Origin of the sequence: Providencia zhijiangensis (assembly GCF_030315915.2) — a bacterium.
Taxonomy (GTDB): Bacteria; Pseudomonadota; Gammaproteobacteria; order Enterobacterales; family Enterobacteriaceae; genus Providencia; species Providencia zhijiangensis.
Genome location: NZ_CP135990.1, coordinates 1,770,592 through 1,792,887 on the forward strand (window position 1 = coordinate 1,770,592; position 22,296 = coordinate 1,792,887).

Consider the following 22,296-nt stretch of genomic DNA (forward strand, 5'->3'; position numbering starts at 1 on the left):
ATGTTTCGTAAAATACAGAATATTTTTAACTTGGGCGTGAAAGAGTTACGAAGCTTAGGGCGTGATAAGGCAATGCTGGCGCTGATTGTGTTTGCGTTTACTGTCTCGATTTATTCCTCTGCAACAGTGACGCCGGGCTCGCTGCATAATGCCCCGATAGCCATTGCTGACCAGGATAAATCCCAGCTTTCAAATCGTATTATTAATAGCTTCTATGAACCGTATTTCTTGCCACCAGCGGATATTGTACCGAATGAAATTGATGGCTTACTAGATAGAGGCGCCTATACGTTTGCAATTGATATTCCCCCTAACTTTCAACGGGATGTACTTGCAGGGCGCCACCCTCAATTGCAAGTTAATATCGATGCAACACGCATGAGTCAGGCTTTTTTGGGTAATAGCTATATCCAAAATATTACCTTAGGAGAAGTGAACGAATTTCTGGCGAAATACCGTAGTCAAGGGCGTTTACCGGTTGATCTTGAAGTGCGTATGCGGTTTAACCCAAACTTAACGCAGTCTTGGTTTGGCTCGGTGATGGCTATCATTAACAACATCACAATGTTATCGATTGTTCTAACTGGTGCAGCGCTGATCCGCGAACGTGAGCATGGTACCGTCGAGCACTTAATGGTGATGCCGTTAACGCCTTTTGAAATCATGATGTCAAAGATTTGGTCGATGGGATTAGTGGTACTGATTGCCTCGGCAGTCTCACTGTTGCTGGTGGTCAAAACCTTGCTGCAAGTACCGATTGAAGGGTCGATATTGCTGTTCATGTGTGGAGTTGCGCTCAGTCTATTTGCCACCACATCGATTGGTATTTTTATGGGAACCATTGCGCGCTCAATGCCACAATTTGGCCTATTGATGATCTTAGTGTTATTACCATTAAACATGCTTTCAGGGGGGATGACTGCCCGGGAAAGTATGCCGCAACTGGTACAAGACATCATGCTAACCATGCCGACAACCCACTTTGTTAGCCTAGCGCAAGCCATTTTATATCGTGGTGCGGGATTCGAAATTGTGTGGCCGCAGTTTGTTATTTTAGTGGTCATTGGCAGTGTATTCTTTAGCTTTGCATTAATACGTTTTCGCAAAACCATTGCCACAATGGCATAGTTTTTATTGCATCAGCTCCCATTAAATTACCTCGAGTTATTTCTCATAAAACGCTTGCAGATTTTATCGGCAAGCGTTTTAATGCCACTTTATAAAATGCCATGCCTATCAATTTTTAATTAATGATTAGATTTTGCCTATCAAATCGATAGCAACGACTGATTGGATTAAGTCTCTGCGAAACAGTAACTTAATAGTCAACCAAACAGGAGGACATCAAATGTCATTAATTAATACTCAAATCAAACCTTTTTCTAATCAAGCTTTTAAAGACGGTAAATTTATCGAAGTAACAGAGAAAGATGTTGCGGGTAAATGGAGCGTTTTCTTCTTCTATCCAGCGGACTTCACTTTCGTTTGCCCAACTGAATTAGGCGACATTGCTGACCATTACGCTGAATTCCAAAAAATGGGCGTAGATATCTATTCTGTATCGACTGACACCCACTTTACTCACAAAGCATGGCACGAAAGCTCTGAAACTATCGGTAAAATCAAATACGCGATGATCGGCGACCCAACAGGTGCTCTGACTCGTAACTTCGAAAACATGCGTGAAAACGAAGGTCTGGCTGACCGTGGTACATTCGTTGTTGACCCACAAGGTATCATCCAAGCTATCGAAATCACTGCGGAAGGTATTGGTCGTGACGCGGCTGACTTACTGCGTAAAGTTAAAGCTGCTCAATACGTTGCAAGCCACCCAGGTGAAGTTTGCCCAGCTAAATGGAAAGAAGGTGAAGCAACACTGTCTCCATCTTTAGATTTAGTCGGCAAAATCTAATCGATAACCCTCGATAAGAATATTGCAAAATAAGCCACGTTGCAGGCGCTAAACACAATTAAGTAAAAGCCTGCAACGGGCTATTCGACGGGTATATGTACCCGATTTTATGACCAAGGGGATTACATGCTCGATAATAATTTACAGGCTCAATTAAAAGCCTATCTGGAAAGATTAACTAAACCCGTAGAGTTAGTTTCGAATTTAGATGACAGCGCAAAATCAATTGAAATAAAACAATTACTTGAACAAATTGCGTCGCTGTCTGACAAGGTGACTGTGCGTGAAGAGCACGATGCTGCACAAAGAACACCTTCATTTTTAATCACCAACCCAGGGACTAATATTGGCGTGCGTTTTGCAGGCTCACCATTAGGCCATGAATTTACCTCTTTAGTGCTAGCACTTCTGCAAGTGGGTGGTCATCCATCCAAAGAAGCACAAGAATTATTGGATCAAGTGAAAGGGCTGGAAGGCGACTTTAACTTTGAAACTTACTATTCATTATCTTGCCATAACTGCCCTGACGTCGTGCAGGCGCTGAACTTAATGGCAGTATTGAATCCGAACATCAGCCATACGGCGATTGATGGTGCGCTGTTCCAAAACGAAATTGACGAACGCAACATCATGGGTGTTCCCGCTGTTTTCTTAAATGGCAAAGAGTTTGGTCAAGGCCGCATGACATTAAGCGAAATCGTGAGCAAGGTAGATACCAATGCTGATGCGCGTGCGGCAAAAGCGATTAGCGGACGTGATCCATTTGAAGTTCTGATCATCGGTAGTGGTCCTGCGGGTGCATCCGCTGCGGTTTATACTGCGCGTAAAGGTATTCGAACTGGTGTTATCGGTGAGCGTTTTGGCGGGCAGGTCATGGATACCGTTGATATCGAAAACTATATTTCGGTATTGAAAACTGAAGGCGCAATTTTAGCTGGTGCTCTGAAAAATCATGTGGATAGCTACAATGTGGATGTGATTGATGGTCAATCCGTCACTAAGCTTATCCCTGCTGAAGAGATTGGCGGATATCACCAAATCGAAACAGCATCAGGCGGCGTGATGAAGGCGCGCAGTATTATTATCGCGACTGGCGCACGCTGGAGAAATATGGGTGTTCCGGGCGAACAAGAGTACCGCACAAAAGGAGTGACATTCTGTCCTCACTGTGATGGTCCACTGTTTAAAGGTAAACGCGTCGCGGTGATTGGTGGCGGTAACTCCGGTATCGAAGCAGCTATCGATTTAGCGGGTATCGTTGAACATGTCACCGTATTGGAATTCGCATCAGAATTGAAAGCGGACTCCGTGTTACAAGCCAAAGCCCGTAGCCTGAGCAATATCGATATTATTTTGAATGCTCAAACCCTTGAAGTTAAAGGCGATGGCAGCAAGATGACTAGCTTAGAGTACAAAGACCGCACCGATGAAAGCGTGCATTCTTTGGAAGTGGCAGGCGCGTTTGTTCAAATCGGTTTATTACCAAATACCAATTGGTTAGGTGATACTGTTGCTCGCAACCGTATGGGCGAAATTGAAGTTGATGCTCGTAACGAAACCAGTGTGAAGGGCGTATTCGCCGCTGGTGACTGTACAACAGTGCCTTATAAACAAATTATCATTTCCGCCGGAGAGGGAGCAAAAGCCGCATTGAGCGCCTTTGACTACCTTATCCGCACAAGTACCAGAACCGCTGAATAGCTCATAGTTTAGCGGGTTGTAGCCAAAAGGCACTCGGGGGCGAGTGCCTTTTTTTGTGGGTGGAAATCATTCTAAAAAGATTAATTATGTTGGCTTTTTACTAAGGGATAATATTGCCTTTTCATTTATTTTTTCAAGAAGGAAACAACAAAATTTGAGAGCTTCATTATATTCTTTATAATAATCATGTATTGATTTATTTGGATCTAATTCATAATCATATAACCCTATATGAACTAACTGATTTCTTAGTTCACCAATTAGTATAAATAATCTTTCTCCATTTTTATAACTTGAATTTTCCTCACTATCGATTTCGCTTCTAAATTGATTTCTAAACTCTTTACCAAAATTTGAAACAAATTTATTAGCATTGGGGTTTCTTTCATTATCCCACTCAAACAACGTATGATAACCCCTTTTAAAAACCATTTTTTCAAAAAAAATTGTCATGAAATTTGAATTACCACTTTGAATAGAATCACTGTCTGATTCTATTGAGCTTCTCAATTCACCTGATAATAATTTTGGTAAGAACTGAGTCATTCTTTTTTCAAATGCATTGGAACACATAATTACAAATGATTTTGTAAATAAACGTTTGTGGCTTTGATAAAAAGACACGATTTCAACATTATCACGCTGTATAGTTTCTATTAATTTTTCATCTTCACAGTAGTCATTATACATAGAATCAATAGTGTGAAATTCTCTACAGTCTTTAAATATATCACTTATCATAAAAATCACCATAGACTTTATCTGCAATACTTAATCTACCTAGTACACTTGACTTAGATGTTGTTTTATCTAGGCAATGAGTAAGGAAATCTGTATTATTTTTTAATTCAAATAAAAAATCTTTAGTGATTTTATTTTCATCTTTATTCAAAATGTAAGATTTACTGACAGCATAAAAGATAGCTTCAAGGACTGGAATGCTCAGTTTTAGTGCTTCATTTTCAATATTTTTACTATTTGAGAGCATGTGTGGCTCTATGTTTTCCAAGGAAGCTAAAAATCTTTTCCAAACTAAATTGAATTCTTGAATTGCGTCATTATTTAATTTTATTGCAAAGTCAGCAAATGAATTTAACAATGCAACTATTGAACCTTGGTATATAGGGCTGTTTTCTGGTTTTATTTTTTGATACTCAGCATAAAACGGTGTTCCACCAACTAACATGGAAAATAATCTAAGAATTATTTCAACATCTTTCAAACGGAGATCTGGGGTGGGTTTTTTAAGTAAATTTCTCCATGCTATATCTCTATTCATATTTATGGTATTGATAATAAATGTTGAACTATACAATGACATTCTAATTTCTTGGTTACTTAAGTTAACGCCACCACTATTCAATCTATTGAATATTTCAAACATCGCTAAGTGGCGGGAATCTTCATCTGGATACTTTGGTTTAATAACCATATTCCGTATTGTTGCCAACTCTAGTTCAGTTCTTAATTCACTATCTAAGGTAGAAAAATTCTTTCCATGTAAAGGGTTTTCTCTTGGATTTTTTATCGAGTTTAATTTTAGTGAGAAATTGTTGAAGTAATCATCGTTATTTAATAAGTTACTCGATATAAAAGAGTTATTTCCTTCAGTTACTGTTTCTTTTATTTTATTTCTTGCTTCAGCATTTTTTGGAAACTTACCCTTATAAAAAAAATAAAGAGATAGTAATCTTTGCTGACCATCAATAATATAAAACTTATTTCTCTCTTTTTCGTATAAAAATATTTGTGGTATAGGTAGACCTATAATCAATGACTCTATTAATTTAGATGCTTTAGCTATATCCCATACATAGTTTCGTTGAAAAGGAGGGATAACAAAAACACCTTTGTCCATAAAATTAATAATTGTAGATATATTAAAATCATTTGGTGTTGTTACTAAGCTAAATGTTCCAATGGAGTAATCATTTTCCTCTGAATCATCTAAGCCTAAATCTAAATCTAAGTCATTATTCATCTATATTGCTCCCGTCAATTTTTATACCATATTTCACATAATAGAACTATTTTGGCCAATATTATATGTTGTTCCTGAATTAATTAATACAAAATAGTTATCAAAATTAAATTTTGATAATGAAAAATGTATAGGTTAAAGTTCTATTTAATATGAATATTTTGTTAAAATCCGAGCTATTTTACTATTGCTAATAATTGAGATACACAAATTTAGATTTTTCTAGCAGTTTACGATAGGATTCCAATAAACTTTGATTTGAACTTTCATGAGTTCGATTGTGATTATAATTTTGCTACCGAAATTATGTTAATTCTTGGGCTTGGTTCAAAGTCTAGAATAAATACATATTTAAAAAATTACGGCAGAACAAGCCATTAAAATGCTCAATAAAGCCATTCTGTTGTGACTGGTTGGGCTGAATATATTCAGTATAATTTGGTTATCTTCACAATAATTCAATAAGTTAGTAGAAGTAAATTCAGGAGCATTATTGATTTGAGTTTGCTTAGGGGATTATCTTTCAGTTTTCAAGCGTTCAAGCGTTCAAGCGTTCAAGCGTTCAAGCACTCTAATGACGTATCAAACTCAATCGTTAAACATTCACACCTTCCTTCATTAATAATGTTGAGTATTCTGAGCCAGTTACCGTAATATAAACAGTCGAACATGAAATCCGATGTTCATTGAATCTTTGGGATTTTTCATTTATGAGCAGTTTTTCACACAGCAGAGATGTTTTTAAATCAGCCGTTTCAAGTTCAATCCTAATTGGCTATAAATACGATAGACTCGTTTATGATTAAAAGGATAACTCTGAAATTTCTGTCGGAAATTGTATTTCAGAGTCTTGACAGTAGTGACTTTGCTAAAACGGGTCGTATACACTGATCACCATCCAGCCTATTTGTTGACGGTAAATTTGGCTCGTGATGAGTATGTCAGCTTGTAAGTTTTAATGGTTGTTAAATCCGCTTCTTTTAATTATTGAACTCAGAATTTTTCTCAGTCATCACCAACCTTTTTGAGAAGAGCTTCTCCATCACATGATTTTTACGGCGCGGATTCCAGCAAATAGCTTTTTCAGTTTTACAAGAGGTTTTCAAGACATATGAAGTATCAATCATTAAATTTCTTATATCAATCACCTAAGTCACTTTTATAATGCCGCGTTGAGCGCATTTGATTACCTAATTCGCACAAGTACCAGAACCGCTGAATAGCTCATAGTTTAGCGGGTTGTTGCCAAAAGGCACTCGGGGGCGAGTGCCTTTTTTTGTGGTTCCAAGAATCAAGATAAGAAAGGTATATTCATTAGTATAAGTATTAATCACTTCACCCACATATCCACAACCCTCGCAACCACTGGCAGTAACTGCGTCAATATCACACTGCCTACAAACCATAAAATGATTTTATTGGCGCTAGCGGCTAAAGCTTCTTTGGTGGAATAGTTAGATTTGATTACGGCGATATTGGTTTTGACTTCATGTAGATCATTTTTCATTTTATCGATCTCTTTTTCTAAACTATTTAACTTTGAATCCATATTGTTTCCCCCATGAGATGCCCTTTGATGATGCTGTTTAAATGAATTATCGCTGTAAGAGACGAATAACATTAAAGGGACTTGTTTTTCTCGGAATTGATTCGCCATTGCGTTTCTCCTCAATCCTTTTATTGAACGCGCTCATCCATTAATTGCGTTTTGAACAAACGAATGGGCATAAAAATAGGTGTATGGGTAGGAGGGTATTTTGATGAGGGAATAGAGTCAAAAAATAGCGTGAAGATAGCGCTGAAGTTGCTCCTAAAAACGTTAGGTTGTTAGATAACGCCCTGTGATGTAGGGCTTTTTATCTATGAGGTAGAATCAATCAATCGGTTGTTAAATACAGGTATTAATGAATATCTTCGTGACTACGGTACACCAAAGAAAGCTCTGGATGATGCCATAAGCTGGCCGGGGTGACGGTCGTGCGCTCCCAAGGAATGGAACCAATAAACCATAGCTTCCAGAACTTTAATTTGGCATTCGGATTTTTTGTTAATAATTCTTGGAAAGTTTCGATTTCACCAATACGAATAGATAGGGCAGATTGGTAAATATCGAATACAAACTTTGAGCAAAATTGGCGTGATGAATCATATTTAAACCCGGTGTGATAAAACTTATTTAAGCGGGGGAAAACTTGAGTCACTAATGCTTGTTTTTGTGCCTCGGTTAAATGTGTGGATAAGCGACGCACACTGTAACGATGCTCAGATGAGCGGGCAATAAAACGGGATAATGTGGTGGTGGTCGATAAAGGAATGCGGCTTTCTGCGACTAAATAGTCGTCACCATCATGGCCGATGATCATGCCTACATGGTTACTCCAACACTTTGATGCAGATGCGATTTGGCGAAAAACTTCAGTGCCGATACTGGTGAAAACAATGTCGCCGACTTCTAGTTCATAAGGGTAATTTATTTTTGTCATAGTACACCTCAATAGGGTGAAAAATTGCATTGAGGTCATCTTATAAGCCGTTCAATACCGTCGGCAATCAGAATAGCGGCGAATATCATTTCTGTTTAACTCGGGTATATTTTCGCCAATGTCTCACTTAATAACTGAATATTTTGGATGATCTCTTGTTCAGTGTGGGCGGCATAACCAAATAAGATGGCATCATTATTTCGGTTATTAATACAATAACGAGATATTGGCTGCGCACCAAAACCAAGGGCACGACACTGCTCTAGGATAATCTCTAAGTTATAGCCTTTTTTCACCCAGCAGACGGTGTGGATCCCAGAATCATTCATTTGGGCATCAAAAATATGCGGGAGATATTGATTGATGGATTGGCAAAAAACAGTTTGGCGTTCATAACAAATTTTGCGGATCTTACGAATATGCCTCGCGTAATGACCTTCTTGAATAAACTGCGCTAAAGCGGCTTGTTCTAAATAGCTACAATGACTGTCACTGTAATATTTCATCATCGTAAAAGCGTCACTCAGACTTTCTGGCACAATTAAAAATCCAAGGCGAAAACCGGGATACATCATTTTAGAAAATGTACCGGCATAAATAACACGTTGATGATTATCTAGCCCTTGTAAGGCTTGAATAGGTTTGGATAAAAAACGAAATTCGCTGTTGTAGTCATCCTCAAATATCCAAGCATTATTCTGTTGCGCCCAATCTAATAATGCGAGGCGGCGGGGTAAGCTTAAGGTTGTTCCAAGTGGAAATTGATGGGATGGCGTGGTGTAAATTAATTTGGCATCACCATGGTGTGCAGCTGCATATTCAATATTCATTCCTTCATTATCGGAAGGGATTGGTGAAATATTGGCTCCAGCGGCAGTTAAAATAGCACGAGCACTGTCATAACCTGGGTCATCGAGCCAAACAGTATCGTTTTGTTTTAATAAGACTTTAGCTACTAAATTTATTGCCTGCTGGGTTCCATTGACGATAATAATTTGTTTTTCATGGCAATGAACGCCACGGGTTGAGCGCACATAATCAGCCAGCAATTTTTTGAGCGGTATATAGCCATCAGGGTGGTTATAGTGCGTGATGTCATGCTTGGATTTTCGCCAAACTCGCCCTAATAGTCGCCCCCATAGGTCATGGGGAAACTGATCAACACAACCAACGCCAATGTTAAATATTGAGCGCTTATTGGTATTTGGGCGAGACTGTTCCCAGAGTGGCTGAAGGTTATTCAATATGGGATTCAGATAAAGTGCAGGATTTTCTTGTTGGGAAGCCGCTCGTTTGGCGCTAATTGGACGAACTAGCTCATCAGGAATTTGTGCAGAAACATAGGTTCCAGAGCCTTGCTTTGAGTATAAATAACCTTCATCAATTAGACGTTCAAACCCTGCAATTACCGAGTTACGAGAGATTGACATCATCTCAGCTAGCGCCCGAGTCGAAGGTAATTTTAGGCCAGCAGCAATTCGTCCATCCAATATTGCATTACGGATCGTATGGTAAACTCCTTCATTAATTCGACCCTGTTCAATCAATAACAGTGGGAACTGAGCTTGCTGCTTTCTTCTCATAAGTGGATCCTAAACAAATAACAAAAGTGTATCTTATACAGTACCAGATAGCTCTGTACTATAACCCCATTCAGTTATATGTCTACAAATGGAAGGGTTATTATGAATAATGCAGAACTACCGGTATCTATTGAGTTTGTTTCCCCAGAGCACTACCCAGAATGGTTAGTTTATTGGTTGGAGTATCAAAAATTTTATCAAGTGGATTTAAGCGAAGAAATTACATTAAAAGCATGGGCGCGTTTCTTCGATGAAAAAGAACCAATGCACTGTGCTGTCGCGTTGGAAGGGAACAAAGTGGTTGGTTTTGTTAACTATCTTTACCACCGTTCCACTTGGGCAGAAAATGATTTTTGTTATTTAGAAGATCTCTATGTGACCCCTGAAGTTCGTGGCCGCCATGTGGGAAAACAATTAATTGAGTTTGTTCAGCAACAAGCACAGCAGAAACAATGTGGACGTTTATATTGGCATACCCAAGAAACCAATTTACGCGGACAAAAGCTATACAATTGGGTAGCAGAAAAACCGGGCGTTATTGAATATAGAATGCCGCTATAATGGATATTTAATATGAAGTCCCGCTGCTTTTTAACAGCGGGATATTTGTACTGAAAATCTTAATTGGCTAATTGTGTCCGTACTTCCATTAATGCAAAGCCCAATAAGTTTAAGCCTTTCCACGTGAGTGGGTTTTCAATATTCTCCGCATCTTCCGCTAAGCCAATTCCCCATATTTTATCGACAGGGCTCGCTTCCACGAGGACACGCTCATTTGTTGCCAATAAGAACTGCTTTAGCGCATCATTTTGAGAAAATTTGGCTAAATTAGCTTTTACAACAATATCAAATCGGTTTGCATCCCAGATATCTTGCTTAAAACCACGAACTTCTCGTCCATAGGCTTTTGCAGCCCCAGGATTCGGAGCATTGATAATTTTTTGCAGAATTTCACTATCGCCAAACAAACGTGCTTTTTCTGCCATCATAAAATGTTCGGCACTGGCGAAACGGTTACCATCAACGATAAAAGGAGCAGGGTACCATTGGCTAAAACAGCTTTTCGTGACTTGCTGTTGTTTGGATTGGTGTCCCCAGAAAAAGACATATTTAAATTTTTTACCTGTTCGGTAGATCTTACAAAGGTTTTTTATATCCATAGGACTAACTTGAAAAAATAATAATGAGATTTAGTGAGAGTAACGATAAATAAATGTGTTGGCTATCGGAATAACCTGCACTCTATTTTTGAATAAAGCTCACACTCTGGAAAGGTATCTACCTACATCGCTTTTTTTAACTAACATCTCATTGGTTTTAACGATATAGTCACATTTATCAATTCATAATGGTTTGAAAAACAAGAATTTCTTAATCATGGAAAAGATCTTACTCGTGTTGTGGCCGTTGTTTGCTCTCATCGCAATGGGTTTTGTTTTACGTAGAACAGCACTATTTTCTGCCGATTTTTGGCCTAGCGCAGAAAAACTCAATTACTTTGTTTTATTCCCTGCATTATTAATAAACAGTTTAGCGAGTGCGCCACTCAATAATCCCAAATTACCCTATCTTGCCTGCGCCATTTTTTTCATCCTTGCTGTAAGCTCACTGCTTGTCGTGATAAATAAATATTTATTTAAAATACCCATTCCACGATTTGGGGCTCACATTCAAGGTATTATTCGTTTTAATACTTATTTAGGGTTGGCGATTGTTGCTGATCTTTTTGGATCGGAAGGGATTGCGATTTCAGCAGTGATAATGGCGATTTTGGTTCCCAGCTGTAATGTCATTGCGGTACTGTCGTTAAGTGCAGGGAAGAAAGTGACATTAAAGCAATTGATCATGCCTATTGCTAAAAACCCACTAATTATTTCTTGTATCATCGGAATATTATTAAATTTATTACCAATAGGTTTACCATTTGGGTCTGATCAATTTTTAAAATTGTTGGCTGCAGCCAGTTTACCTTTAGGGTTAATTTGTATTGGTGGGGCACTGCAAACAGCAACGCTCAGAAAAGAATTTAAACCTATTATGGTTTCAACATTATTTCGCTTGCTTGCTATGCCAGTTCTAGCCTCATTTACGGCTTATTTATTTGAATTACCAACATTAGAAAGTGTGCTTTTAGTCATTTTTTTCTCTATACCTACCGCACCAACGTCCTATATTTTAACTAAGCAGCTTAATGGAGATAGCCAATTAATGGCAGGGATTATTACTTTCCAAACTATTCTTGCCGTTATTACATTGCCGCTAGTTTTAACATTAATTACCCAATAAGATTATTTTTATATAAAAAAGTAGCATCATAATAATTACGATGCTGCTTTTTACGATTATGTGCAGTTAGATATGCAATTATTTAACCAGTTTACAATCACGACCTTTGTCGTCAGAAATACGATTATTAACAGCATCATCTTCAGAAATAGTGGCTAAGTTTAAGCCTGCTTTGCTGCTCCATAGTTGGAAGTTTTCACCAACATAGCGAGCGCCACTCGCGGCTTCTTTGCTTTTCAGTAAAATCAGTTCATCGCTGTAAAGCATCACTGCTGTATCTTGATTAGGAAAAGAAACTTTAATTTTTTGTCCATCACAGTTATAGGTTTGTGTTTTAGCTGCGAATGCAGATGAAGATGCAGCCAAAATTGATAATGCAGCGATAGAAGAAACTAAAAGCGTTTTTTTCATTGGATTTCCTTAATACCTTTTAAGTATTTATACCAGCGTTCATAAACATTGAAACCATAATCTACAGCGATATAGTATTACTTTTAAATATAATTGCATAAACATTTAGTCACTATTTGATTAAATTTAATAATATTCTTAATTTTATTTTCATCCCCTTCATAAGTAACGATATAAATATTTTAAGATGTTTATTTTATATTGCTAACAAAGGGGCTAACGCTGGCCTAAGGGCTATTAAATAATCCATAAGCGTTACCTTAAAATTAATTTAATTATATATATTTTCTATATTCAATGAAGTACAAGATTAGCAATAGGTAAAAACAACTAAATAATAAATAGAATAAAATAAGATTTTAAATTATTAAATTTTCAAGGATTAAATGCAATTTCTTGTGAGTGTTCGATGAATAACATACACTGAAGGCGTAAAATTTACGTCATTTGATAAGGAGTTAAGCGTGTCTTTGGAACAATGCCGAAAATATGAAAATCTTTCTATAGAAGAGACAATCGAAACACTCTCATTACTCTATTCAAATGCCATTGAAGCCTTGAGAAATGCCATTGCAACCTATGTTGAAAATGGAACGTTACCCGATGCTAACGCCCGAGAAAATGGGTTGTTTGCCTACCCAGAGTTGTGTGTAACTTGGGAAGGAAAGGTTGATCATTGTGAAAAAACGCGAGCTTATGCCCGTTTTGTGAAACGGGGAGATTACAGTATTACTGTGACTCAACCTGATTTGTTTCGAGCTTACCTCGTTGAGCAATTAACCATTTTTCAACAAGACTATGACGTATCTTTTGCAGTTCGTCCGTCTAAAACTGAAATTCCATATCCATTCGTTATCGATGGTTCAGATTTAATTCTTGATAGAAGTATGAGTAGCAGTCTGGCTGCTCATTTTCCTATTACCGATCTCTCTCATATCAGTGATGATATTACGGATGGTTTGTATCATGTGACGGATGATATGCCATTATCCCACTTTGATGCACTCCGTGTTGATTTCTCTTTAGCGCGACTAAAACATTATACGGGAACACCACCAGAGCATGTTCAGCCTTATATTTTGTTTACCAACTATAACCGCTATGTTGATGAGTTTGTGAATTGGGCCTGTGAGCAAATTCGTGATCCAGAAAGCCGCTATATCGCATTATCTTGTGTAGGGCATAACTATTTAACCGCTGAAAATGCCGATCCGCAATTTGCCACATCCGATTTAACGTGGAAAAAATTTCAAATGCCTGCATATCATCTGATTGCACGTGATGGGGCAGGAATTACATTAGTGAATATTGGCGTTGGTCCAGCAAACGCGAAAAACATTTGCGACCATTTAGCGGTATTGCGCCCTCATGCGTGGTTAATGATTGGTCACTGTGGCGGGCTACGAGAAAGCCAAAAAATTGGTGATTATGTTTTAGCACATGCCTATTTACGTGATGACCATATTTTAGATGATGTATTACCACCAGATATTCCTATTCCAAGTATTGCTGAAGTTCAACGGGCGCTATATGACGCTACTAAACAGGTGAGTAATATGCCTGGTGAGCTCGTTAAACAGCGTTTACGTACCGGAACGGTGGTCACAACGGATGATCGTAACTGGGAGTTAAGGTTTTTTGCAACCGCCCGCAGATTCAGCCTCAGCCGAGCTGTTGCGGTGGATATGGAAAGTGCCACAATTGCCGCACAAGGTTACCGTTTCCGTGTCCCTTATGGCACATTACTCTGTGTATCTGATAAACCGATTCACGGAGAAATCAAACTTCCAGGACAAGCAAACAGTTTTTATGAAGGCGCAATATCGGAGCATCTACAAATTGGGATCCGTGCCATTGACCAGCTACGACAAGAAGGTGATAAGCTGCATTCCCGAAAATTAAGAACATTCGATGAGCCGCCATTTAGATAATCTAGAGGAGGGGAATACGTGATCCCTAAACTTGAAACAGATAGATTAATTTTAGCAAAACATGAGGTTAGTGATTTTTCAGCACTTTCGCAGTTATGGGGACAACGCTCAATGGTTCAGCATATTGGCGGTGTTCCTTCAACGGAGCGCGAATCATGGATGCGTATGCTCGCATATGGCGGACTTTGGCCTCTACTCGGGTTTGGTTATTGGGCGGTGAGAGAAAAAGCGACAGGAAATTATGTGGGAGATCTTGGGTTTGCCGATTTTCATCGCATTGTTGAACCCCACGTTAAAGGTATTCCTGAAGCGGGATGGGTGATTGCGCCTGAATATCAAGGTAAAGGTTACGCGACGGAGGCGATGCAAGCTGCATTGTCTTGGCTGATCGCGGAGCAAAAACACCAAGAAAGTATCTGCTTTATAGGGCCTCAAAATATACCGTCACTGCGTGTCGCTGAAAAGTTAGGGTATACGCAAGATAAAGAGGTGTTTATGAACGGCAGCATCTCGGTATTGTTACGTAAAAATCTTATCCAGTCTTAATTATCCCACTTTTGATAACTATTAATCCTATTCTTGTTTATAGAATAGGATTGTTCCTCTCAGTAGACTCTTAAAATTATTTGGTCGATTTTAAGGTCACTATGTCTAGCCACTTTCTTGCATTCGAAAAACCCATTATTGAGCTTCATGAAAAAATCGAAGCATTAAATGCCTTTAAGCAAAAGGGTCATCCATCAGAACTAAAGCTTGATGAGGAAATCCAATTATTAGAAAAGAAATGCCAAACCCTCACGGAGAATATTTTCTCTTCTTTAGGTGCATGGGAAATTGTGCAATTAGCTCGTCATCCAATGCGTCCTTACACACTGGACTATATTTCTCTTATATTTACTGAGTTTCAGGAATTAGCGGGGGATAGAGCATTTGCTGATGACAAAGCGTTAGTGGGGGGATTAGCGCGTTTAGACGGTCGCCCAGTTATGGTAATGGGGCAACAAAAAGGGCGGGATACGAAGGAAAAAGTAAAACGTAATTTTGGAATGCCATCCCCTGAAGGATATCGAAAAGCACTTCGATTAATGAAAATGGCGGAGCGATTTAAACTGCCGGTTATTACATTCATTGATTCTGCAGGGGCTTACCCAGGCGTTGGCGCTGAAGAACGTGGGCAAGCAGAGGCAATTGCGCGCAATATTCAGGAAATGTCTTGCCTAACAACGCCGATTATTTGTGTGATCACCGGAGAAGGTTGTTCTGGAGGCGCTCTAGGAATCGGAGTGGGTGATAGAATTAATATACTGGAATACAGTACATACGCTGCAATTTCTCCAGAAGGCTGCGCCTCTATTTTATGGAAAGATTCCCAAAAAGCGCAAGTTGCGGCTGAGGTGATGGGAATGACCGCGCCGAGACTAAAAGCGCTAGGAATTATCGACACGATTATTCCTGAGCCGTTAGGTGGAGCACATCGAAATTATACATTAGCTGCACAATATCTTAAGCAGCAACTTATTCACGATTTAAGCCAGCTGAGTGCATTAGATCAGGATACATTATTGGATCAGCGCTACCAAAAAATAATGGCAATTGGCTACTGCTAATGTTATTAGTGAGGCATTAATGAACACTAAAATTAGGCTGTATTATGTCTGTAGATCTTAATTTACTGAAAGTATTTGTTGCGGTGGCCACACAGGGAAGTTTTGCTAATGCAGCAAAACAACTTTCGATGCCAACATCAAATGTGAGTCGGCAAATTAAGCAGCTTGAAACTCAACTTAATTGCCGATTGATTGAACGAACTACACGGAAAATGCGTTTAACTGAGCAAGGTACTTTATTATTAAATAAGAGCCAAAAACTGTATTTAGAATTAAATGACACCTTGCAAAAAATTAGCGCCTCAGAAATATTAAGTGGTACTTTGCGGCTAACGATTCCAAGTGAATCTGGCAGTGTATTATTTGCAGATTTACTGGCTCAATTTGCGCTTGCCCATCCGAGCCTTGCCATTCATTGTGATACGCAACTAGCGCCTTTAGATGTTATTAGTGATGAAGTGGATTTATTGCTAACTTTTCATCGCGGAGCGTTAATGGATAGTAGCTACCACTCAAAATTAGTTAAATCTTGGGAGAGTGTTGTCGTTGCAGCCCCGCAGTTAATTGAAAAACAGGGGCTACCCAGTACCGTAGATGAGCTCAGTATGATGCCCTGCATCACGAGTTTTAGTGCGCTGCAAGGGCAACCATGGGTTTTTAGTACGCATCATGGTCAGTTAAAAAAAGTCAGTATAAACAGTCAGTACCGTGTGAATAGCGGCATTCTTGCCAGTGCTGCGGCACTCAATGGATTGGGATTCGCTATTCTATCAAAAGAGGGATGCCAAAATGCAATTCAAGCGGGAACGTTGGTGGAAGTCAGTTTTGATGATATGTATCCAGCGCCGATTGAGTTACGCGCGGTTTACGCCTCAAAACGTTCACTTTCGCCGAAAGTTGATACCTTTTTGAGTTACTTACTGAAAAATATCTAGGCTGATATTGCTATCAGCCTAATGCCATAATGTTCGTAAACATTATGGTGATCTGAACTATTTATTTCCGCGTAGGCGCAACGTTAAGCCTTTTAATAGGTAACGTAATAGTTGGTCGCCACATTCACGATAATTTTTATGTTCTGGGTTACGGAAAATAGCACTTAATTCTGGTTTGGAAACTCGGAAATCAACAGATTGATAGATATCCAGTAAATCAACGTCTTTAAGTTCAAAGGCAACACGTAATTTCTTGAAAATAATATTGTTATTGATTCTATCTTCAACTTCTGGAGCTGGGCGACTTTCATCTTTACCACGGCGATGATAAATCAATCCATTCAGAAAATGACCGAGCACAAGGTCACTACATTCAACGTAGTCGGGGTCGGTATCTTTCTTTAACCAAAGGCTCATTTCTTCTTTTGTGACTGAAAAGTCTGCAAGTTTTACGATTTCAACCATCTGAGCATCACTCAAATCCAACATATAACGAACACTTCGTAAAACGTAATTATTTAGCATGGGGGTAATTATCCAACGGATCGATTAAAAAACAGGCTTCTGTTAGCCATGAAACGTCATTATAAAGCAAAGGTAGCTACCGATGCTTTATAAATTATTGGTTAGCCCATAAAGTAAATAAGTCCATAGAAAAAGACTAAAGTTAATCCGACAGTGACCAACATATTTTTCAGTAAAGATGCTGCTACAACGCAAAATAGCGCTCCCCAGAGATAAGGATTATCAGGGAAACTACGTAATTCATGATTTTCTAATAAAATGACAGGGGCACAAATTGCAGTAAGCAAACAAGGCGCAGAATAACTGAGTGCTTGGCGTACAATTAATGGTAATCGTATGGGTAATTGAGGGATCAGAAAAATATAACGTAGAGAGAAAACAACAGCCGTTAAACTGATAATTAAAATCCAGATCATTTTTCTTCCCTTAATAAACGAGAGACACCAACAGAAACAAACATCCCACCAACGCCGGCAATTACAATTGCACTACTGATCGAATACATCGATAGGGCAATCGCAGTAATTAGTGAAAATAAAACACCACAGGCGGTACTTATTTTTTTAGTGAGTGGAACGACAATGGCTAATAGTGTCGCGACAACTGAGAAATCTAAATGTAATTTACTTAAATCACCCACCAAATTTGCCATCACAATGCCGCATAGGCTGGTGACTAACCACACAAGATAGAAACTAAACCCCGCACCAAATAAATAGGCAAAGCTGAGTGCTTGTCGCTTGGCTGCACTAATGGCGAATAGCTCATCAGTTAATAGAAAGCCAATGCTTAAACGTTGTGGTGTCGTGAAATCTTTTACGTGAGGACGCATGGTTAACCCATATAAAAGATGCTGCGATGTAATAAAGAAAACAGAAATCACAATCGTAATATAGCCAGCTCCTGAATTGAGCAAACCTAGAGTGACTAACTGAGCTGCGCCTGCAAAAACCATGGCAGACATTGCGATGCTTTGCCAAAAAGAAAGCCCTGTTTCAATGGCCATGGAACCCGCAAGAACCCCCCACGGAATAACTGCAAGATTTAAGGGTAATGTGTGGACGGCTCCATCCATCATTGCGCGTTGCCATGGCTTTGGTTGTTGAGACGACATCGATGTGCACCTGTATGTTGAAATGTCATTCATTGAATAAAAGTCTAAACAAAGACAATGTTGATTTAACTACAGGTATTTAGAGTAAAAATCATTATTCGATACACTGTAGGCATCCATTGTTATATCGTGAAATGTGGAACAAATCACTATCTCTACCTACAAGCTTTAATTAGCATTAATAACTTACTTTTATTTAATTTATGAAGTTTTATATCATTTAAAAAATATTTTTAGCGCGCTGCTGATTAAGTGATTTTGATTGAAATTTAATTTCAATTTTAAATGTGTAAATCTATACAAATGGCTGGCTATGCAGTAATTAACTAGATTTATATTTCATATATAGATCTGTTAATGGTGATATCTTTTATTAAAAATAAAAGGTGTGTATCATGGTATCCATTAAGCAACAATGTGAATTAATTGTTATAACTTTTATTGAGTTAGCGGGTTTATTATGCTTGAAAATTTAGGTATTACAAACTTATGGACTTATCTTATCGGTGTGATTTTTATTACATTGGTACCAGGCCCTAATTCTCTATTTGTTTTAACGAGTAGTGCAAAATATGGTGTGAAAAATGGTTATAAAGCAGCACTTGGTGTATTTACTGGTGATGCATTGCTCATTTTTTTATCATTTTTAGGTGTTGCGTCTTTAGTCAAAACGTCTCCTATATTCTTTAGCGTGATCAAATATGCAGGTGCTGCCTATCTATTTTACTTAGGTATTAAAACGTTATACTCAGTATTGCATAAAAAAGAATCTGCAGCAGACGTTGATGGGATCATATTAGAAACAAAAGGGACTTATAAGAAAGCTGTCTTTTTAAGTTTGCTAAATCCAAAAATGATCATTTTTTATGTTTCATTCTTCATTCAATTTATTGATCCAGCGTACCCAAGTGCAGGGGTGCCGTTTTTTGTGCTCGGCGTGATATTAGAAGCATGCAGCATGTTTTATCTATCAATGCTGATATTTGGTGCTGTTGCAGTGACCAACATGGTAAAACACAATAAAAAACTATCAAAATTTTCAAATAGCTGTATTGGTGCCGTCTTTTTAATGTTCGGTGCGAAATTAGCATTAACAGCCTAATTTATTGATTTATAAATTTTTATCATAGAATAGCTGGCGAATGTGCCAGCTATTTTTTTGTTTCTAATTTATCTTTTCAGGTTTTTTCCTGTTTGCCTTCAGAGTGATGCCTGTCATCATGGTGCTAATTTAGTCACGACTAAGCAAGCCGCTGTACAAGGAAGTATGAGTACGGCCCAAAACCATCGAGTTGATATTCATTGAGGTTGTTATGCACATTCTGGGATTATTAATCTATTTTATTCCTGCGATTTATTTTGCGGTCCATTCAATAAAGAGTAATCAAAATTCTTATTGGTTGTTCATTTTATTTGTTTTCCCAATCTTGGGTTCAGTTGTTTATGCGCTAGTCATTTGGATGCCAGCTATGCGTTATTCCCGTCATGGGTATAAGTTAGAAAGAGCGATTAAAAAACAATTAGCACCCAATAAAAGCATTAATCAAGCTCTAAAAGAGTATGAATTAAATCCGACCACGAATAGCTGTGTAACACTAGCTGATGCATATACCGATAAAGGTGACTATCAAAATGCGATTAAATACTATCAAGAATCACTGCAAGGAATTAATCAGTATTCACCGGATATTATGTTGAAATATGCAGATGTACTGTATGAAGCGGGGGAATACGCGCGTTGTAAAGAGACGCTAGACTTATTGTGTGAAAAAAATCCAACGTTCAACTCGAATGCGGGGCATTTTTTATATGCTCGTTCTTTAGTACGCTTAGGGTTGGTTACAGAAGCTGATAATGAGTTTCGTGCCTTATTAAGTCATCGTGATCATATTGAATACAAGGTTGCTTACGCTGAGTTTTTATTTGAACAAAAACGAGTAATTGAAGCGATGCCACTAATTGATGAAGTGATTAAAACCTATTCACTTTTACCCAAAGCGGCACAGAATTATAATAAGCACTGGTATCAAACGGCTGTAAAACTAAAAAACAGTAAGTTAATAGAGTAAGTTGGCCTTAAAAAAAGCATTAACGAAACCCTTTTATTGGCTCTCCAGAGTTCACATGGAGAGCCAAATCATCGCAGTTATTCTTAGTATCGTAATTATTCTTACCAGCGTTTTATATTTCTATCAGATTGAGTGACAGATGTACATTTCGCTAATAGCGGCAATGTTTTCTTTTTCAAATCATCCATCAAGCTATAAATAACGGGAACAAACAGTAAGCTGAGTACCGTTGAGCTCATTAACCCCCCGATAACTGCAACTGCCATTGGCGCCCTAAATCCTGCATCGGCTCCCGTTGTGAGCACGAGGGGGATCATTCCTGCAATCATGGCAAAAGTAGTCATAATAATTGGACGAATTCGCTCCTGACCTGCTTCGATAATAGCTTGTTGTCGATTTAAGCCAGTTCTTTCTTTTTCAAGAATAAACTCCACCAGAAGTATCGAGTTTTTGGTGACGATCCCCATCAACATTAAAATACCGATAATGACAGGAAGATCTATCATCGCACCATATAACACTAAGGCGATAATAGCTCTGTAGTGGTCAACTAAAATTGGCCACGGTTTTAGAGTTTTTCCGGTATTGGTTTTCTGATTCGTTTGGTGGTAATCCACCGTTATATTCATGCGGCCTGACTTCGCTGTAATACCCGACGATATAATCCGTTATTGCATGGGCTGCTTCACTGAAGCTGATGTAGCCGGTCACCGGCACCCACTCATTTTTCAGACTTCTGAAGAAGCGCTCCATCGGGCTGTTATCCCAGCAGTTACCACGCCTACTCATACTTTGTTTTATCCGGTATCGCCACAGTAACTGTCGGAACTGCCTGCTTGTATAGTGGCTACCCTGATCACTGTGGAACATGAGCCCGGATGGCTTATTTCGTATTTCCCATGCCATTTTCAGCGCTTTGGTTGTCAGTTTGCTGTCCGGAGAAAATGACATTGCCCAGCCCACGGGTTTCCTTGCGAACAGGTCGAGTACAACGGCCAGGTATGCCCAGCGTTTACCGGTCCAGATATACGTTACGTCGCCGCACCATACCTGATTGGGCTCTGTCACTGCGAACTGTCGCTCAAGGTGGTTCGGGATAGCAATGTGTTCATGACCGCCACGTTTATACCGGTGAACAGGCTGCTGACAGCTCACCAGCCCCATCTCCTTCATTAGCCGTCCGGCAAGCCATCGTCCCATCCGGAAGCCCCTGTGTGTTGCCATTACAGCGATACTTCTTGCACCTGCTGAGCCATGACTGAGGCCGTGCAGCTCCTGAACCTGACTACGTAATACGGCTCTCCTGCCGTCCGGATTGTCAGGCCGGTTTTCCCGGTATCTATAGCTGCTGCGGTGAACTCCGAACACGCAGCAAAGAGTGGCCACAGGATAATGCGCTCTGAGTTTCCCGATCACCGAGACCTGTTCAGGGAGTCTGACATCAAGAGCGCGGTAGCCTTTTTTAATATTTCGTTTTCCATTTCAATACGTTGAATTTTTTTCTTCAGCTCACGTATCTCAATTTGTTCCGGCGTGATAGGGGATGCTTTCGGTGTTTTGCCTGCCCGTTCGTCCCGTAATTGCTTTACCCACCGCGTCAAGGTGGAAAGCCCGACATTCATGGCTTTCGCGGCATCTGCAACTGTATAGTTCTGATCCACAACCAGCTGGGCTGATTCACGTCTGAATTCTGCACTGAAATTTCGTTTTTTCATTAAGGCACCTGTGTTGTTCTGAGGTGAGCATATCACCTCTGTT

24 protein-coding genes are annotated in these 22,296 nt (G+C 39.0%); 11 read left to right on the plus strand and 13 right to left on the minus strand.

Features of this window, described 5'->3' with window-relative positions:
• The 3 genes from QS795_RS08075 (at position 1) to ahpF (ending at position 3,613) form a co-directional block, all read left to right on the plus strand.
• Complete coding sequence (locus tag QS795_RS08075; protein ID WP_286272053.1) at positions 1–1,128, plus strand: ABC transporter permease; 1,128 nt, start codon at positions 1–3, stop codon at positions 1,126–1,128.
• Positions 1,129–1,348: 220 nt separating this feature from the next.
• On the plus strand, positions 1,349–1,912 hold the full coding sequence (gene ahpC, locus QS795_RS08080) for an alkyl hydroperoxide reductase subunit C (protein WP_006659869.1): 564 nt from the start codon (positions 1,349–1,351) through the stop codon (positions 1,910–1,912).
• A gap of 126 nt (positions 1,913–2,038) precedes the next feature.
• The gene (ahpF, locus tag QS795_RS08085) at positions 2,039–3,613 is read left to right on the plus strand and encodes an alkyl hydroperoxide reductase subunit F (RefSeq protein WP_286272052.1); all 1,575 of its coding nucleotides are present in this window, start codon (positions 2,039–2,041) and stop codon (positions 3,611–3,613) included.
• Positions 3,614–3,697: 84 nt separating this feature from the next.
• On the opposite strand, the gene QS795_RS08090 is transcribed toward ahpF, so the two are convergent.
• From QS795_RS08090 to pdxR, 6 genes are all read right to left on the minus strand, one after another.
• On the minus strand, positions 3,698–4,354 hold the full coding sequence (locus tag QS795_RS08090) for a HEPN domain-containing protein (protein ID WP_286272050.1): 657 nt from the start codon (positions 4,352–4,354) through the stop codon (positions 3,698–3,700).
• A complete protein-coding gene (locus QS795_RS08095; protein ID WP_318627136.1) occupies positions 4,344–5,594 on the minus strand; it encodes a DUF262 domain-containing protein in 1,251 nt (416 codons plus the stop codon). The genes QS795_RS08090 and QS795_RS08095 overlap by 11 nt, the downstream gene beginning before the upstream one ends.
• A gap of 334 nt (positions 5,595–5,928) precedes the next feature.
• A complete protein-coding gene (locus QS795_RS17505) occupies positions 5,929–6,018 on the minus strand; it encodes an integrase core domain-containing protein (protein WP_418055377.1) in 90 nt (29 codons plus the stop codon).
• A gap of 906 nt (positions 6,019–6,924) precedes the next feature.
• Complete coding sequence (locus QS795_RS08100; protein ID WP_154603849.1) at positions 6,925–7,251, minus strand: hypothetical protein; 327 nt, start codon at positions 7,249–7,251, stop codon at positions 6,925–6,927.
• A gap of 244 nt (positions 7,252–7,495) precedes the next feature.
• The gene (locus tag QS795_RS08105) at positions 7,496–8,077 is read right to left on the minus strand and encodes a YebB family permuted papain-like enzyme (protein ID WP_154638500.1); all 582 of its coding nucleotides are present in this window, start codon (positions 8,075–8,077) and stop codon (positions 7,496–7,498) included.
• 95 nt (positions 8,078–8,172) lie between these two features.
• Positions 8,173–9,660, minus strand: a complete 1,488-nt coding sequence (gene pdxR, locus QS795_RS08110) for a MocR-like pyridoxine biosynthesis transcription factor PdxR (protein WP_286272044.1) — start codon at positions 9,658–9,660, stop codon at positions 8,173–8,175.
• Between the two features lie 102 nt (positions 9,661–9,762).
• On the opposite strand from pdxR, the gene QS795_RS08115 reads away from it, so the two are divergent.
• A complete protein-coding gene (locus tag QS795_RS08115; RefSeq protein ID WP_154603846.1) occupies positions 9,763–10,221 on the plus strand; it encodes a GNAT family N-acetyltransferase in 459 nt (152 codons plus the stop codon).
• Positions 10,222–10,280: 59 nt separating this feature from the next.
• On the opposite strand, the gene QS795_RS08120 is transcribed toward QS795_RS08115, so the two are convergent.
• Complete coding sequence (locus QS795_RS08120; protein WP_286272039.1) at positions 10,281–10,820, minus strand: NADAR family protein; 540 nt, start codon at positions 10,818–10,820, stop codon at positions 10,281–10,283.
• A gap of 217 nt (positions 10,821–11,037) precedes the next feature.
• On the opposite strand from QS795_RS08120, the gene QS795_RS08125 reads away from it, so the two are divergent.
• Positions 11,038–11,946, plus strand: a complete 909-nt coding sequence (locus QS795_RS08125) for an AEC family transporter (protein WP_154603844.1) — start codon at positions 11,038–11,040, stop codon at positions 11,944–11,946.
• A 78-nt stretch (positions 11,947–12,024) separates the two neighbouring features.
• Here QS795_RS08125 and QS795_RS08130 read toward each other — a convergent pair whose 3' ends face one another.
• Positions 12,025–12,357, minus strand: a complete 333-nt coding sequence (locus QS795_RS08130) for an MliC family protein (RefSeq protein WP_132495912.1) — start codon at positions 12,355–12,357, stop codon at positions 12,025–12,027.
• A gap of 503 nt (positions 12,358–12,860) precedes the next feature.
• On the opposite strand from QS795_RS08130, the gene QS795_RS08135 reads away from it, so the two are divergent.
• From QS795_RS08135 to QS795_RS08150, 4 genes are all read left to right on the plus strand, one after another.
• Positions 12,861–14,288 (plus strand): AMP nucleosidase, encoded by a 1,428-nt coding sequence (locus QS795_RS08135; protein WP_470386695.1) that lies wholly within the window; start codon positions 12,861–12,863, stop codon positions 14,286–14,288.
• Between the two features lie 18 nt (positions 14,289–14,306).
• Complete coding sequence (locus tag QS795_RS08140; protein ID WP_286272033.1) at positions 14,307–14,834, plus strand: GNAT family N-acetyltransferase; 528 nt, start codon at positions 14,307–14,309, stop codon at positions 14,832–14,834.
• Between the two features lie 101 nt (positions 14,835–14,935).
• The gene (gene accA / locus QS795_RS08145) at positions 14,936–15,895 is read left to right on the plus strand and encodes an acetyl-CoA carboxylase carboxyl transferase subunit alpha (protein WP_286272031.1); all 960 of its coding nucleotides are present in this window, start codon (positions 14,936–14,938) and stop codon (positions 15,893–15,895) included.
• Between the two features lie 44 nt (positions 15,896–15,939).
• Positions 15,940–16,830: a LysR family transcriptional regulator gene (locus QS795_RS08150; protein WP_286272029.1), complete on the plus strand. Its 891-nt coding sequence runs from the start codon at positions 15,940–15,942 to the stop codon at positions 16,828–16,830.
• A 57-nt stretch (positions 16,831–16,887) separates the two neighbouring features.
• On the opposite strand, the gene QS795_RS08155 is transcribed toward QS795_RS08150, so the two are convergent.
• The 3 genes from QS795_RS08155 to QS795_RS08165 all read right to left on the minus strand — a co-directional run bounded on the left by QS795_RS08155 (position 16,888) and on the right by QS795_RS08165 (position 18,469).
• Positions 16,888–17,355, minus strand: coding sequence for a YehS family protein (locus tag QS795_RS08155; RefSeq protein WP_132495915.1), 468 nt, complete (start codon positions 17,353–17,355; stop codon positions 16,888–16,890).
• A gap of 101 nt (positions 17,356–17,456) precedes the next feature.
• Positions 17,457–17,771: an AzlD domain-containing protein gene (locus QS795_RS08160; RefSeq protein ID WP_036948090.1), complete on the minus strand. Its 315-nt coding sequence runs from the start codon at positions 17,769–17,771 to the stop codon at positions 17,457–17,459.
• Positions 17,768–18,469, minus strand: coding sequence for an AzlC family ABC transporter permease (locus tag QS795_RS08165; RefSeq protein ID WP_318627137.1), 702 nt, complete (start codon positions 18,467–18,469; stop codon positions 17,768–17,770). Before QS795_RS08165 ends, QS795_RS08160 begins: the two co-directional genes overlap by 4 nt.
• Before the next feature lie 460 nt (positions 18,470–18,929).
• Here QS795_RS08165 and leuE point away from each other — a divergent pair, with 460 nt between their 5' ends.
• Positions 18,930–19,571 (plus strand): leucine efflux protein LeuE, encoded by a 642-nt coding sequence (leuE, locus tag QS795_RS08170; protein WP_154603838.1) that lies wholly within the window; start codon positions 18,930–18,932, stop codon positions 19,569–19,571.
• A gap of 211 nt (positions 19,572–19,782) precedes the next feature.
• Entirely contained in the window at positions 19,783–20,538 is a 756-nt protein-coding gene (locus QS795_RS08175) for a tetratricopeptide repeat protein (RefSeq protein WP_318627138.1), read from the plus strand.
• A gap of 101 nt (positions 20,539–20,639) precedes the next feature.
• On the opposite strand, the gene QS795_RS08180 is transcribed toward QS795_RS08175, so the two are convergent.
• Positions 20,640–21,155, minus strand: a complete 516-nt coding sequence (locus QS795_RS08180; protein ID WP_418055371.1) for an efflux RND transporter permease subunit — start codon at positions 21,153–21,155, stop codon at positions 20,640–20,642.
• A protein-coding gene (locus QS795_RS08185; RefSeq protein ID WP_166685554.1) for an IS3 family transposase occupies positions 21,085–22,253 on the minus strand; the annotation gives its coding sequence in 2 pieces (ribosomal slippage) (positions 21,085–22,004 and positions 22,004–22,253; 1,170 coding nt in all). The genes QS795_RS08180 and QS795_RS08185 overlap by 71 nt, the downstream gene beginning before the upstream one ends.
• Between the last annotated feature and the right edge of the window lie 43 nt (positions 22,254–22,296).